The sequence below is a fragment of the Streptomyces sp. CA-249302 genome, from assembly GCF_050936785.1.
GTDB lineage: Bacteria > Actinomycetota > Actinomycetes > Streptomycetales > Streptomycetaceae > Streptomyces.
The window spans coordinates 7,697,855-7,710,900 of sequence record NZ_JBNJMG010000001.1; the positions used below are offsets into that span (position 1 = coordinate 7,697,855).

Below are 13,046 nucleotides of genomic sequence, written 5' to 3' on the forward strand. Positions count from 1 at the left end.
GATGGGGTTCGCACGTACGTGCTCGGTGGCGCTGGTGGGCGTCGAGGGCGTGGTGGTCGAGGTCCAGGCGGATCTGGAGCCCGGGGTGGCGGCGTTCACGTTGGTGGGGTTGCCGGACAAGAGTCTGAGTGAGAGCCGGGATCGGGTGCGGGCGGCTGTGGTGAATTCGGGGGCCACGTGGCCGTCGAAGAAGCTCACGGTCGGACTGAGCCCGGCGTCCGTGCCGAAGAGCGGCAGCGGTTTCGACCTCGCGGTCGCGGCGGCGGTCCTCGGGGCGGCCGAGCGGATCGACCCGCGGGTGCTCGCCGACATCGTGATGATCGGTGAACTGGGCCTGGACGGACGGGTCCGGCCGGTGCGGGGGATTCTGCCGGCCGTGCTCGCGGCGGCGGACGCGGGATACGAGCAGGTGGTGGTCCCGGAGTCCGCCGTGCCCGAGGCATCGCTGGTGCCGGGCGTCTCCGTGCTCGGCGTGCGGAGCCTGCGCCAGCTCGTCGCGGTGCTCACGGACGAGCCGGTGCCGGACGAGGAACCCGTGCCGGGGGACATCCGCCCGGATCCATTCCTCGCCGGCCTGGCACTGCCCGGGACGGGGCTCGGAACGGCTCCCGGGGAGCATGTTCCGGATCTCAAGGACGTGGCGGGTCAGCCCGTGGCCCGAGCCGCCCTGGAGGTGGCTGCCGCCGGCCGGCACCACGTCTTCTTCAAGGGACCGCCGGGCGCCGGAAAGACAATGCTGGCCGAGCGGCTGCCGGGGCTGCTGCCGGAACTCTGCCGACAGGAGTCCCTGGAGGTCACGGCCGTTCACTCCGTGGCGGGGGTCCTGCCACCCGGCCACCCGCTCGTCGACAAGCCGCCGTACTGCGCGCCGCACCACTCGGCGACCATGGCCTCGCTGGTCGGCGGCGGAAACGGGTTCCCCCGGCCGGGAGCAGTGTCCCTCTCGCACCACGGTGTGCTGTTCCTCGACGAGGCCGCGGAGTTTCACAGCAGCGTCCTGGACGCCCTGCGCCAGCCGCTGGAGTCGGGGCACGTCGTGATCGCCCGGGCCGCCGGCATACTGCGGATGCCCGCCAAATTCCTCATGGTCCTGGCGGCCAACCCATGCCCTTGCGGTCGGCACGGCCGGGGCGACGACATCTGCGAGTGCCGCCCGTCCTCGATCAAGCGGTACCGGGCCCGGCTGTCCGGGCCCCTCATGGACCGGGTGGACCTCCGGGTGACGGTCGAACCGGTGGCCAGGGCGGAGCTGCTCCAGTTGCACACCGGGGCGGAGACGAGCGCGACGGTCGCCGAGCGCGTGAAGACCGCGCGCCAACGGGCGGCCAGGCGCTACGAAGGCACCCCTTGGCGGACGAACAGCGAGGTGCCCGGCCATGAACTACGCACCCGCTGGCACGTACAGCCGGGAGCCCTGCGCAAGGCCGAGGAGGACCTGGACCGGGGCCTACTGACAGCACGTGGCCTCGACCGTGTCCTCCGGGTGGCCTGGACGCTGGCCGACCTGGGCGGCCGCGACAAGCCCTCCGCGAACGACGTCAACTGGGCCCTGGAACTGCGCACCGGCGTCCGGCGAGGCGCGGTCCTCGAGGGGATCGGCACGTGATGGACGACGAACGGCTCGCCCGGGTCTTTCTCGGGCGGGTCCTGGAGCCCGGCGACGAAGTCGGCGGCCGGTGGGTCAGGGAGCTCGGGGCCGTTGAAGTGGCTCGGTGTCTGCGGGACGGTGGGCCGCAGCTCGTCGGGGTCACCGACAAGCGGTGGGGCGGGTTGCTCGCCCGGGCGCAGGAGGACCGGGCGGAGACGGACCTCGCCGTTGCCCGGGCCGCCGGGATGCGGTTCGTCGTGCCGGGGGACTCCGAGTGGCCCGGGCAGCTCGACGATCTCGGGGACGCCCGGCCGCTCGGTGTGTGGGTACGGGGGTTGCCCAGTCTGCGGATGTGGGCGCTCAGATCCGTCGCCGTGGTCGGCGCCCGGGCCTGCACCGAGTACGGCGCCCACATGGCCGCCACCCTCGGCGCCGGCCTCGCCGAACGCGGGTGGGTCGTCGTCTCCGGCGGAGCCTACGGCGTCGACGGCGCCGTCCACCGCGGCGCCCTCGGCGCCGGCGGAGCCACCGTCGCCGTGCTGGCCTGCGGCGTCGACCGCCCCTACCCGCGCGGGCACACCGAGTTGATCACCAGGATCGCGGAACAGGGCCTGGTCATCGGCGAGTTGCCGCCCGGCGACCATCCGACGCCCAGCCGCTTCATCGTGCGCAACCGCGTGATCGCCGCCCTGACCAGGGGCACCGTGGTCGTCGAGGCCGCCCACCGCAGCGGCTCCCTCGTCACCGCCCGGGCCGCACAACGGCTCGGGCGCCACACGATAGGGGTACCCGGCCCGGCCACCAGCAGCCTCTCCGCCGGTGTGCACGAACTCCTGCGCGACGATGCCGTCCTCGTCACCGACGCCGCCGAAGTCGTCGAACTGGTCGGTGACATCGGGGAGCTGGCCCCGCAGCGGCGCGGTCCCGTGCTGCCCAGGGACCTGCTGGAGCCCGGCGCCCGGCGGGTGCTGGCCGCGCTGCCCGGTCGCGGCCCGGCCACGGCCGGCGCGGTGGCCCGCGGTGCGCAGACCACGGAGGACGACGCCATCGCGAGACTGTACGAACTCCGATCACTTGGTTACGTCGAACGACACGGCGACGGCTGGAAGTTGACACGCCAGGCGATGATCTCCGTCCGCGGGAGCCGGGGCCGATGCTGACCGAGCGTGTTCGGCCGTCCGGGGGAGGCCTGACACCTGTGGAAATACCCGCAGTTGGCGTCCCCGGATGGTCACGCACAGCGACGGAGGTGACTCGGTGGGGCGCCCTGAAGAACGTATCTGCGCACGCGTCCCGCCCCGCCCTTCGCACACCGCGACGCTCCAGTCACGCTACGCTCACGTGGATTCCGACACAGTCACCCACTTCTACCCCTTCACGCACTTCACGGCAGAACGGCACAAGGCGACGAATGCCCCAGCACACCTCCGGGTCCGACCGGGCGGCGATCCCTCCAGCCGCCCGCGACGGTGGCAGCGTGCGGCCGCCCGCTCCCTCGACGCTCGACGAGCTGTGGCGGTCGTACAAGGCGACGGGGGACGAGCGGCTGCGGGAGCAGCTGATCCTGCACTACTCACCGCTGGTGAAGTACGTGGCGGGACGGGTGAGCGTCGGACTGCCGCCCAACGTGGAGCAGGCCGACTTCGTCTCGTCCGGGGTGTTCGGGCTGATCGACGCGATCGAGAAGTTCGACGTCGACCGGGAGATCAAGTTCGAGACGTACGCGATCACCCGGATCCGCGGCGCGATGATCGACGAACTGCGGGCCCTCGACTGGATTCCGCGGTCGGTGCGGCAGAAGGCGCGCAACGTCGAGCGGGCGTACGCGACCCTGGAGGCGCGCCTGCGGCGGACCCCGTCGGAGCAGGAGGTGGCCGCCGAGATGAGCATTCCGGTGGACGAACTGCACGCCGTCTTCAGCCAGTTGTCGCTGGCCAACGTGGTGGCGCTGGAGGAGCTGCTGCACGTCGGGGGTGAGGGCGGGGACCGGCTGAGCCTCATGGACACGCTGGAGGACACCGCCGCGGACAACCCCGTGGAGGTGGCCGAGGACCGGGAGCTCAGACGGTTCCTGGCGCGGGCGATCAACACGCTGCCCGAGCGGGAGAAGACCGTCGTCACGCTGTACTACTACGAGGGGCTCACGCTCGCCGAGATCGGGAACGTGCTCGGGGTCACCGAGAGCCGGGTGAGCCAGATCCACACCAAGTCGGTGCTCCAGCTGCGGGCGAAACTGGCGAGTTTCGGACGTTGAGCGCCACCGGGAGTGCGGGTGAGTCCCTCCCGTCGGCGCTGGTCCGTCCGTAGAGTGGTCGACGTGCCAAGGATTCGAGCGGCCTCCGTGGCCGAGCACCGGTCGATGCAGCGAGCCGCCCTGCTGGACGCGGCTCGATCGTTGCTGTCCGAGGGCGGGACGGAGGCGCTGACGTTTCCGGCGCTCGCCGAGCGGACGGGGCTCGCGCGCTCGTCGGTGTACGAGTACTTCCGGTCCCGGGCCGCCGTGGTCGAGGAACTGTGCGAGGTCGACTTTCCCGTCTGGGCCGCCGAGGTCGCGGCCGCCATGGAGCGGGCGGACGCGGCCGAGGGCAAGGTCGAGGCCTATGTCCGGCAACAGCTCACGCTGGTGGGGGACCGTCGGCACCGGGCCGTCGTGGCGATCTCCGCGAGTGAGCTGGACGCGGGCGCCCGGGAGAAGATCCGGGCCGCGCACGGCGGGCTCGTCGCGATGATCGTCGAGGCGCTGGCGGAGATGGGGCACACCGAGCCCCGACTGGCCGCGATGCTGCTGCAGGGTGTCGTGGACGCGGCCGTGCGGCGCATCGAGCTGGGCGCGGCGGAGGACCCGACGGCCATCACCGAGGCGGCCGTGACCATGGCGCTGCGGGGCGTGCGCGGCTAGGGCAGCGGTACCCCCAGCACCGGCAGCAGTCTCGACGGGCCTCTGTCGAGCAGCCAGGGCGGAAGCAGCGACAGGGGGTCCAGGTAGGTCTTCCCTCTCAGCAGGCCCCAGTGCACGCACGTGACCGCGCAGTGCGAGCCCGTCGGTTCCACCGTCCCCACCACCTCGCCCGCGGCCACCTCGTCGCCCTTCTCCACGGAGGCCGACACCGGCTCGTACGTCGTCCTCAGGTCCGTGCCCGTCAGCTCCACGGAGACCACGCCTCGTCCCGCCACACGGCCCGCGAAGGACACTCGGCCGGCCGCCACTGCCCGTACCGGAGTCCCGGGCGGGGCCGCGAGGTCGACGCCCCGATGACCGCGGCCGTAGACCGTCGCCGGGGGCTCCCAGCCCCGTAACACCGAAGGGTGGGTGCCCACGGGCCAGAAGCCGGCGACGGCGGGGACCGGCGGACCCGGTGCCGCCGGCGGAGGGGGAAGCGGCGGCGGGGCGTCCGCCCAGGCCCCGGGCGCCAGAACCGTCACCGTCAGCCCCAGCACCAGGGCCCACCCCAGCCGCACGTATCGCATCACTCGCGTCAGTCGCATCGCTCGCATGCCGGAACCGTCCCGCACTCGCGCAGATCATGGCCGGGACCTGTGGACCGCCGCCGGGTTGTGGACAACGGCGTCACCCGGTACCTCGCGGGTCCCGTACACTTCCTTTGGCGATCCGGGTCACCGGGTCGACTTCGCACGCCCCGACACCACACCTCGTAAGAGATCGGTGTCAGCGCCCCTCGGTCCTTCGCGGCACGGCGCACGTGGGCGTCAGGCGCGAGTGCCTCCGGTACCCGCGGTACAACCGAGAAAAACAAGGAGAACGGCCATGGCCGTCGTCACGATGCGGGAGCTGCTGGAAAGCGGCGTCCACTTCGGTCACCAGACCCGTCGCTGGAACCCGAAGATGAAGCGCTTCATCTTCACCGAGCGCAACGGCATCTACATCATCGACCTGCTCCAGTCGCTGTCGTACATCGACCGCGCCTACGAGTTCGTCAAGGAGACCGTCGCCCACGGCGGCACGGTCATGTTCGTCGGTACGAAGAAGCAGGCGCAGGAGGCGATCGCCGAGCAGGCGACCCGCGTCGGCATGCCCTTCGTCAACCAGCGCTGGCTGGGCGGCATGCTCACCAACTTCTCGACCGTCTACAAGCGTCTGCAGCGCCTCAAGGAGCTCGAGCAGATCGACTTCGAGGACGTCGCCGCGTCCGGTCTCACCAAGAAGGAGCTTCTCGTGCTGTCGCGCGAGAAGGCCAAGCTGGAGAAGACCCTCGGTGGTATCCGCGAGATGCAGAAGGTGCCCAGCGCCGTCTGGATCGTGGACACCAAGAAGGAGCACATCGCGGTCGGTGAGGCCCGGAAGCTCAACATCCCGGTCGTCGCGATCCTCGACACCAACTGCGACCCCGACGAGGTCGACTACAAGATCCCCGGCAACGACGACGCGATCCGCTCCGTCACGCTGCTCACCCGTGTGATCGCCGACGCGGTCGCCGAGGGCCTCATCTCCCGCTCCCGTGTCGCCACCGGTGACAAGGGCGAGAAGGCCGCGGGCGAGCCGCTGGCCGAGTGGGAGCGCGACCTGCTCGAGGGCGAGAAGAAGGCCGACGAGGCCGCCCCGGCCGCTGAGGCCGCTCCGGCTGCCGACGCCGCCCCCGCCGCCGAGGCTGCTCCGGCCGCCGAGGAGGCCCCGGCTGCCGAGGCGCCCGCCGAGGAGACCCCTGCCGCCGAGGCTCCGGCCGCGGACGCCGAGCAGGCCTGATCAGTCAGCGTTGACGGCGGGGGCGGCGACATCCGAGTCGCCCCCGCCGTTCACCCATAGGTTCGCGCTCCACATCTACACGTGGTTCGTGGACCGGGTAGATCTTCCGACTTCGAGAAAGACTTAACGACTCATGGCGAACTACACCGCCGCCGACGTCAAGAAGCTTCGTGAGCTCACCGGCGCCGGCATGATGGACTGCAAGAAGGCGCTCGACGAGGCCGAGGGCGACGTCGACAAGGCCGTCGAGGCGCTCCGTATCAAGGGCCAGAAGGGCGTCGCCAAGCGCGAGGGCCGCTCCGCCGAGAACGGCGCCGTGGTCTCCGTCATCGCCGACGACAACACCTCCGGCGTCCTGGTCGAGCTGAAGTGCGAGACGGACTTCGTCGCCAAGGGCGAGAAGTTCCAGGCCGTCGCCGGCCAGATCGCGCAGCACGTCGCCGCGACCTCCCCGGCCGACCTCGAGGCGCTGCTCGCCTCCGAGATCGAGGCCGGCAAGACCGTCCAGGCGTTCGTGGACGAGGCCAACGCCAACCTCGGCGAGAAGATCGTCCTGGACCGCTTCGCGCAGTTCGCCGACGGCTTCGTCTTCGCGTACATGCACCGCACCATGCCCGACCTGCCCCCGCAGATCGGTGTCCTGGTCGAGCTGGACAAGGCCGACGCCGAGCTGGCCAAGGGCGTCGCCCAGCACATCGCCGCCTTCGCGCCGAAGTGGCTCTCCAAGGAGGACGTGCCGGCAGAGGTCGTCGAGTCCGAGCGCCGCGTCGCCGAGGAGACCACCCGCGCCGAGGGCAAGCCCGAGGCCGCCCTGCCGAAGATCGTCGAGGGTCGCGTCAACGGCTTCTTCAAGGACGCCACGCTGCTCGGCCAGCCGTACGCGCTGGACAACAAGAAGTCGGTCCAGAAGGTCCTGGACGAGGCCGGTGCCACCCTGAAGCGCTTCACGCGCATCAAGGTCGGCATCTGAGTCCGTGCCGCGATCGGCGCCCCGGCCCGATAGGGTCGGGGTAGTCGTCCGGTACGCCGTCACGCACGCGCGTGACGGACGACAGCAGATCTGACGAGGAGGCCATTGCCGCGCATGGGATACGAACCAGTTCCCACCGGCAATGGCCTTCTTCGTATGTGCGACCCGTCAAAGAAGTGAGAACTCCATGACCACCAAGGCCCCGAAGAGCGACGACGGCAAAGTAAGCGGCCGGTTTCTGCTGAAGCTGTCCGGAGAGGCCTTCGCCGGTGGCGGCGGCCTGGGCGTGGACCCGGACGTGGTGCACAAGATCGCCCGCGAGATCGCGGCGGTCGTCCGGGACGGTGCGGAGATCGCCGTCGTCATCGGCGGCGGCAACTTCTTCCGCGGCGCCGAGCTCCAGCAGCGCGGCATGGACCGGGCCCGTTCCGACTACATGGGCATGCTCGGCACCGTGATGAACTGCCTCGCCCTCCAGGACTTCCTGGAGAAGGAGGGCATCGACTCGCGCGTGCAGACCGCGATCACCATGGGTCAGGTCGCCGAGCCGTACATCCCGCTGCGCGCCGTGCGCCACCTGGAGAAGGGCCGCGTGGTCATCTTCGGCGCCGGTATGGGCATGCCCTACTTCTCCACCGACACCACTGCCGCCCAGCGCGCCCTGGAGATCGACGCCGAGGCGCTGCTGATGGGCAAGAACGGCGTGGACGGGGTCTACGACTCCGACCCCAAGCGCAACCCCGACGCGGTCAAGTTCGACTCGCTCGGCTACGGCGAGGTCATCACCCGCGACCTCAAGGTCGCCGACGCCACCGCCGTCACGCTGTGCCGCGACAACAAGCTCCCGATCCTCGTCTTCGAGCTTCTGGCCGAGGGCAATATCGCCCGCGCCGTCAAGGGTGAGAAGATCGGCACGCTTGTGGGTGACCAGGACAGCCGGGACTGACAGGCAACACCTACGGACCCTGACCGGGGGATGGACAATGTCCTGCCGGTCGGGAACCGTGCAGGAAGAAGACGCGACGCAGCCGGCCGCCGCCCCCACGCATACGGAACAGCAGCCGGGCCTACTCAAGACACGCAGGAGCAAGTGGTGATCGAAGAGACCCTCCTCGAGGCCGAGGAGAAGATGGAGAAGGCCGTCGTGGTCGCCAAGGAGGACTTCGCCGCGATCCGCACCGGCCGTGCGCACCCGGCGATGTTCAACAAGATCGTGGCCGACTACTACGGTGCGCCGACGCCGATCAACCAGCTGGCTTCGTTCTCCGTGCCGGAGCCGCGCATGGCGGTCGTGACCCCGTTCGACAAGACGGCCCTGCGCAACATCGAGCAGGCCATCCGCGACTCCGACCTGGGCGTCAACCCCAGCAACGACGGCAACATCATCCGTGTGGTGTTCCCCGAGCTGACCGAGGAGCGCCGCCGCGACTACATCAAGGTCGCCAAGGGCAAGGCCGAGGACGCGCGCGTGTCCATCCGCTCCGTGCGCCGCAAGGCCAAGGACGCGATCGACAAGCTCATCAAGGACGGCGAGGTCGGCGAGGACGAGGGCCGCCGCGCCGAGAAGGAGCTCGACGACTCCACCCACAAGTACGTGGCCCAGGTGGACGAGCTCCTGAAGCACAAGGAAGCGGAGCTGCTCGAGGTCTGATGAACGACCATTCCTGGGGAGCGCCGCCACAGAACGGGTACTGGGGGCCGACCGACCAGGGGCCTGTCCAGGGGGCTGCCCCGGCGGGTCCCGCGTACGATGCGCCCAAGGCGCAGCAGACTCGCCCCATGCCCATCGTGCCCGACGTACCCGCCTATGGCGGAGACCAGGATGCCGACCGGGGGGCCGCTCGGCTGAGCGGCCCCTTGTTCCGCGACGAGACGCCGCAAGCACCGCCCCAGCCGGCGGTACAGCAGAATCCGGAGCCCATGCCCGACGCCCCACAGCCGGCGCCCCAGCCGCAGAAGAAGAGCGCGGGGCGCGACCTGGGCGCGGCCATAGGAGTCGGCGTCGGTCTCGGCGCGGTGATCCTGGCGTCGCTGTTCGTGGTCAAGGCCGCCTTCGTGGGCGTGGTGGCCGTCGCCGTGGTCGTCGGCCTGTGGGAACTGACCAGCCGGCTCCAGGAGCGCAAGGGCATCAAGGCGCCGCTGGTCCCGCTGGCGCTCGGCGGTGCGGCGATGGTCGTCTCCGGTTACGTCCGGGGCGCCGAGGGCGCGTGGGTCGCCATGGCGCTCACGGCACTCGCGGTCCTCGTATGGCGCATGACGGAACCGCCCGAGGGCTACCTCAAGGACGTCACGGCGGGCGTCTTCGCGGCTTTCTACGTCCCGTTCCTGGCGACCTTCGTCGCGATGATGCTGACCGCCGACGACGGGCCCTGGCGGGTGATGACGTTCCTGCTGCTCACGGTCGTGAGCGACACGGGGGCGTACGCCGTCGGCTGGCGCTTCGGCCGGCACAAGCTCGCCCCGCGCATCAGCCCCGGCAAGACCCGCGAGGGCCTGCTCGGCGCGGTGACCTTCGCGATGGTGGCGGGCGCGCTGTGCATGCACTTCCTGATCGACGACGGCACCTGGTGGCAGGGCCTCCTCCTCGGCCTCGCGGTCGCGGCCAGCGCCACCCTGGGCGACCTCGGCGAGTCGATGATCAAACGCGACCTGGGCATCAAGGACATGGGCACCCTCCTCCCGGGCCATGGCGGAATCATGGACCGCCTGGACTCCCTGCTGCCGACGGCGCCGGTGGTGTGGTTGCTGCTGGTGCTTTTCGTCGGGTCCGGCTGACGTTCTCGTCCGTGGTGGACCAGGGCATTGACTTGACCAGAGGCACGCAAATTGTGGGTCAGTGCTCTGGTCCTACTGCGTAAAGGTCCCTTCCGGACGAGTGTTCCCCGGACATGCTGGCGATCGGCCGAGCATGTGACGGGGGAGCGGTATGAGTGGGCAGTTCGGGGTGGACCCGGCCACGCTGACGGATCTGGCGGGCAAGTTCGACCGGGAGGCGACCGGGCTCGCCGGGCCGATCGACGGGTTCGCGGCAGGCGCGTCCGAGATCGGGGAGGCGTTCGGCCTGCTCGGTGTCTGCGACGGCGCGGCGGAGAAGTACGGGCGGCTGCTGAGCAACACCGTCAAGGCGCTCGGCCACCTCCCCACCGTCCTCAACAGCCACGGCGACCGGCTGCGGGGCAACGCGGCCAACTACACGAACTCCGACCAGACCGCCGTCGACTATCTCCATGACGCCGTCCGGCGCCCGGGAGGTCCGGCGGCATGAGCGTCAACGGCTGGATCGACGGCAAGGTCCTGGAGATCCTCGAAGCCTGCGGTGTGGAACTCCCCGGCGGCGACGGCCCCACCCTCCGCTCCGTCGCCCACAGCTGGGACACCATGGGCAACGAGCTGACCGATCTCGTGCGTGCCGTGGACGCCGCGATCGCAGGCGTCGACAGGCAGGGTTGGCACGGCGAGGCGCGGGACGCCTTCGAGAAGCACTGGCAGGAGCAGCGGACGGTCGTCCTGCAGATCGCGCAGAACTTCCACCACGTGGCCGACGGCCTGCGCGCCTACGCCACGGAGATCGACGGGATCAACGAGGAGATCATCGACATCGGCGTCGAGATCGCCGAGATGGAGATCGCCGGCGCCGCGCTGTCCTTCTTCACCGGCTTCCTCTCCGACCTCGTCGCCAACACCGCCGTCGCCGAGCGGGTGGCCCGGATCGTCGACCTGGTCCGGCTGTTCGAGTCGGCGGCCGAGAAGGTGGCCGCCCTCCTGGAGAAGTTCGCGGGCCTCAGCGAGGAGACCGCCGCCACCCTGGAGAAGGTCCTCACCACCGTCGCCCGGCTCACCGCGGACTTCACCAAGACGGGCCTGGAGAGCTTCGCCACCAACTTCGTCGCCGACTCGGGCAGCCTCATGGTCAACCAGGCCGTCCACGGCCAGCCGGTCACCGTCGGCGCCGACCTCACCGCCGGCAGCCGCGCCGCCGCGGGCACGGCGGCGTTCACCGCGGTCGCCGGCACGGCGGGCGCGCGTCTGACCGGGACGGCCGGCGACATCCTCCGTGGCGACGGCCTTCTCGGTACGACCGTCAACGGCGCCGCCGGCAACGTCGCGGGCGGCCTCACGGCCGACGTCATCGCCGGCCAGGACCCGTCGACCATCGGCCAGGACGCGCTCACCAACGCGGCCACCGGCGCCTTCGGCAACGCCCAGAACCACGGCGTGAACCATGCCCTGGAGGAGCACGGCAGTCTCGGCGGCGAGCACCTCAGCGACCAGGGCAAGCTCGCCGACGGCTCCTTCAAGAACACCGTGGGCACCACCCTCAACACCGGCGTCTACGCGGCCGGCTCCGGTATCGAGGCGGACGTACAGGATCTCATGAAGCACGAGAACGACGAGTGAACCTCCTCAGCGTCGGCCACCTCGCCGCCGTATGGACCCCGAACCCGGACCACCCCTTCACCTGGGCCAAGTTCTTCGGCCTGCTGGCCGTGGTCTTCGGGTGCCTGATCGCCTTCGCCGGGGTGTACGCCGCGCGCAGCACCTGGCGCGGCCTGGACCCGCCGCGCCGGCGCACGCAACTGCGTCCGCTCGCGGTCACGGCGGGCGTCTTCCTGGTGATCGGCCTGGCCGTGGTGGCGTTCGGCGTGTGGCTGTTCTGAGCGATCAGGTGCAGACGTTCTTCAGTTCGTCGGCGGCCTTGTCGATCTTGCTGGAATCCGGCTTCTCGCCGTCCAGAACGGCCTTGTTGTAGTCGGAGATGGCCTGGTTGAGGTCGTCCACGGCCTTCTCGACCTTGCTGTCGTTCGAGTCGTCGTTCTTGTCCTTGATCTTGTCGAGGTTCTTCTCGATCGTGTCGATGGACTCGTCGGTCTGAGAGGGGTCCTTCGCCGCGTCCCACCCGGCCTCGTGGATGGCCTTCAGACTGTCGGCTATGTCGTCGTAGTTCCGTACGCAGTCCAGCGAATTGTCGACGTCGTCGGGGTCGCAGCCGGTGACGAGCCCGGCGGTCAGCGCGACGGCTGCCACGGTGGTGGCGAGAGTGGCGATACGGCGTCGGCGACGGCTGTTGGCGGCCATGGAACGATTCCCTCCTGAAAGGCGCTGGTGACACGGTGTGCCCGTGTACCCGTGTGCCCACTACGATCCCGGCGAGAGGGCTGCGGCCACGAGGGAACCTCCACCCCGATCCGTGGTGTAGCCCGCTACACCCTCAGCGGAGGCGGGCCGATGGAGAGCGTGGACGACCTGCGGGAATGGCTCGCCGGGCAGGGCATCCCGTACGACACCTGGGGCCGCGACGGCACCAAATCGGTCCGACGGTTGTACGAGGAGATCGCGGCCGGCGAGACCTGGCTGTCCTCGGACCCGCCGCTGCGGGAGGTCGCCGTCGTGAGCGTGACGATCGAGGCGGACGGCAGACGCCTGACCGAGGTACGGCAGCTGATGGCCGACGGAGCGGTACGCGAGCGGAACTCACCGCCCACGGAGAAGATGCTGCCGGGCGAGACCCCGGTGGCCGCCGCTCTCCGTTGCGTCGCCGAGGAACTCCGGGTGGACCCGCACACCGTCACGATCCCGGACCAGCCGCCCTCCCTCACCCTCGAACAGTCGGACTCGCCGTCCTACCCGGGCCTGCCCTCGCGCTATCACCTCTACACCGTCACCGCGACCGTCCCAGGCCTCCCTCCCACCCCGTTCACCACGGAAGAGGCCCCCGGCCACGGCGACGCGGCGGTGCGCACACACCACTGGGAATGGCGGTAGGAGAGGCCACCCGCGTTGATCTG

The 13,046-nt window shown here is 70.3% G+C and carries 15 protein-coding genes; 13 read left to right on the top strand and 2 right to left on the bottom strand.

Going from position 1 to position 13,046, the window contains the following annotated elements; genetic code table 11:
* Position 1 precedes the first annotated feature (1 nt).
* The 4 genes from ACQEWB_RS35035 to ACQEWB_RS35050 all read left to right on the top strand — a co-directional run bounded on the left by ACQEWB_RS35035 (position 2) and on the right by ACQEWB_RS35050 (position 4,487).
* The gene (locus ACQEWB_RS35035) at positions 2-1,606 is read left to right on the top strand and encodes a YifB family Mg chelatase-like AAA ATPase (protein ID WP_432838211.1); all 1,605 of its coding nucleotides are present in this window, start codon (positions 2-4) and stop codon (positions 1,604-1,606) included.
* Entirely contained in the window at positions 1,606-2,748 is a 1,143-nt protein-coding gene (dprA, locus tag ACQEWB_RS35040; RefSeq protein WP_432838213.1) for a DNA-processing protein DprA, read from the top strand. Before ACQEWB_RS35035 ends, dprA begins: the two co-directional genes overlap by 1 nt.
* Positions 2,749-2,999: 251 nt before the next feature.
* Positions 3,000-3,842 (top strand): RNA polymerase sigma factor WhiG, encoded by an 843-nt coding sequence (whiG, locus tag ACQEWB_RS35045; RefSeq protein WP_242775634.1) that lies wholly within the window; start codon positions 3,000-3,002, stop codon positions 3,840-3,842.
* An 87-nt stretch (positions 3,843-3,929) separates the two neighbouring features.
* A complete protein-coding gene (locus ACQEWB_RS35050) occupies positions 3,930-4,487 on the top strand; it encodes a TetR/AcrR family transcriptional regulator (protein ID WP_432844181.1) in 558 nt (185 codons plus the stop codon).
* On the opposite strand, the gene ACQEWB_RS35055 is transcribed toward ACQEWB_RS35050, so the two are convergent.
* On the bottom strand, positions 4,484-5,083 hold the full coding sequence (locus ACQEWB_RS35055) for a murein hydrolase activator EnvC family protein (RefSeq protein ID WP_432838223.1): 600 nt from the start codon (positions 5,081-5,083) through the stop codon (positions 4,484-4,486). The two genes, ACQEWB_RS35050 and ACQEWB_RS35055, sit on opposite strands and share 4 nt — an antisense overlap.
* Positions 5,084-5,354: 271 nt before the next feature.
* Between ACQEWB_RS35055 and rpsB the strand changes: the two genes are divergently transcribed.
* The 8 genes from rpsB (at position 5,355) to ACQEWB_RS35095 (ending at position 11,918) form a co-directional block, all read left to right on the top strand.
* Positions 5,355-6,290: a 30S ribosomal protein S2 gene (gene rpsB, locus ACQEWB_RS35060; RefSeq protein ID WP_432838238.1), complete on the top strand. Its 936-nt coding sequence runs from the start codon at positions 5,355-5,357 to the stop codon at positions 6,288-6,290.
* A gap of 133 nt (positions 6,291-6,423) precedes the next feature.
* On the top strand, positions 6,424-7,260 hold the full coding sequence (tsf, locus tag ACQEWB_RS35065) for a translation elongation factor Ts (protein ID WP_432838240.1): 837 nt from the start codon (positions 6,424-6,426) through the stop codon (positions 7,258-7,260).
* A gap of 187 nt (positions 7,261-7,447) precedes the next feature.
* Complete coding sequence (pyrH, locus tag ACQEWB_RS35070; RefSeq protein ID WP_432838242.1) at positions 7,448-8,206, top strand: UMP kinase; 759 nt, start codon at positions 7,448-7,450, stop codon at positions 8,204-8,206.
* 147 nt (positions 8,207-8,353) lie between these two features.
* Complete coding sequence (gene frr / locus ACQEWB_RS35075) at positions 8,354-8,911, top strand: ribosome recycling factor (protein WP_030943211.1); 558 nt, start codon at positions 8,354-8,356, stop codon at positions 8,909-8,911.
* Positions 8,911-10,035, top strand: coding sequence for a phosphatidate cytidylyltransferase (locus tag ACQEWB_RS35080; RefSeq protein WP_432838244.1), 1,125 nt, complete (start codon positions 8,911-8,913; stop codon positions 10,033-10,035). The genes frr and ACQEWB_RS35080 overlap by 1 nt, the downstream gene beginning before the upstream one ends.
* 151 nt (positions 10,036-10,186) lie before the next feature.
* Positions 10,187-10,525: an ESX-1 secretion-associated protein gene (locus ACQEWB_RS35085; protein WP_432838246.1), complete on the top strand. Its 339-nt coding sequence runs from the start codon at positions 10,187-10,189 to the stop codon at positions 10,523-10,525.
* The gene (locus ACQEWB_RS35090) at positions 10,522-11,658 is read left to right on the top strand and encodes a WXG100 family type VII secretion target (protein ID WP_432838248.1); all 1,137 of its coding nucleotides are present in this window, start codon (positions 10,522-10,524) and stop codon (positions 11,656-11,658) included. The genes ACQEWB_RS35085 and ACQEWB_RS35090 overlap by 4 nt, the downstream gene beginning before the upstream one ends.
* On the top strand, positions 11,655-11,918 hold the full coding sequence (locus tag ACQEWB_RS35095; RefSeq protein ID WP_432838250.1) for a hypothetical protein: 264 nt from the start codon (positions 11,655-11,657) through the stop codon (positions 11,916-11,918). Before ACQEWB_RS35090 ends, ACQEWB_RS35095 begins: the two co-directional genes overlap by 4 nt.
* A 4-nt stretch (positions 11,919-11,922) precedes the next feature.
* Here the strand turns inward: ACQEWB_RS35095 and ACQEWB_RS35100 are convergent, their stop codons facing one another.
* Positions 11,923-12,336 carry a hypothetical protein gene (locus tag ACQEWB_RS35100; protein ID WP_432838252.1) on the bottom strand — a complete coding sequence of 138 codons (414 nt, stop codon included), beginning with the start codon at positions 12,334-12,336 and terminating at the stop codon, positions 11,923-11,925.
* A gap of 150 nt (positions 12,337-12,486) precedes the next feature.
* On the opposite strand from ACQEWB_RS35100, the gene ACQEWB_RS35105 reads away from it, so the two are divergent.
* The gene (locus tag ACQEWB_RS35105) at positions 12,487-13,023 is read left to right on the top strand and encodes an NUDIX domain-containing protein (protein ID WP_432838254.1); all 537 of its coding nucleotides are present in this window, start codon (positions 12,487-12,489) and stop codon (positions 13,021-13,023) included.
* Positions 13,024-13,046: the final 23 nt, after the last annotated feature.

Coding starts and splice junctions, on each gene's coding strand:
- ACQEWB_RS35100 (WP_432838252.1), bottom strand. CDS start 12,336: ATGGCCGCCAACAGCCGTCGCCGACGCCGTATCGCCACTCTCGCCACC.
- ACQEWB_RS35080 (WP_432838244.1), top strand. CDS start 8,911: ATGAACGACCATTCCTGGGGAGCGCCGCCACAGAACGGGTACTGGGGG.
- ACQEWB_RS35035 (WP_432838211.1), top strand. CDS start 2: ATGGGGTTCGCACGTACGTGCTCGGTGGCGCTGGTGGGCGTCGAGGGC.
- dprA (WP_432838213.1), top strand. CDS start 1,606: ATGGACGACGAACGGCTCGCCCGGGTCTTTCTCGGGCGGGTCCTGGAG.
- ACQEWB_RS35105 (WP_432838254.1), top strand. CDS start 12,487: ATGGAGAGCGTGGACGACCTGCGGGAATGGCTCGCCGGGCAGGGCATC.
- ACQEWB_RS35090 (WP_432838248.1), top strand. CDS start 10,522: ATGAGCGTCAACGGCTGGATCGACGGCAAGGTCCTGGAGATCCTCGAA.
- ACQEWB_RS35055 (WP_432838223.1), bottom strand. CDS start 5,083: ATGCGAGCGATGCGACTGACGCGAGTGATGCGATACGTGCGGCTGGGG.
- tsf (WP_432838240.1), top strand. CDS start 6,424: ATGGCGAACTACACCGCCGCCGACGTCAAGAAGCTTCGTGAGCTCACC.
- pyrH (WP_432838242.1), top strand. CDS start 7,448: ATGACCACCAAGGCCCCGAAGAGCGACGACGGCAAAGTAAGCGGCCGG.
- whiG (WP_242775634.1), top strand. CDS start 3,000: ATGCCCCAGCACACCTCCGGGTCCGACCGGGCGGCGATCCCTCCAGCC.
- ACQEWB_RS35085 (WP_432838246.1), top strand. CDS start 10,187: ATGAGTGGGCAGTTCGGGGTGGACCCGGCCACGCTGACGGATCTGGCG.
- rpsB (WP_432838238.1), top strand. CDS start 5,355: ATGGCCGTCGTCACGATGCGGGAGCTGCTGGAAAGCGGCGTCCACTTC.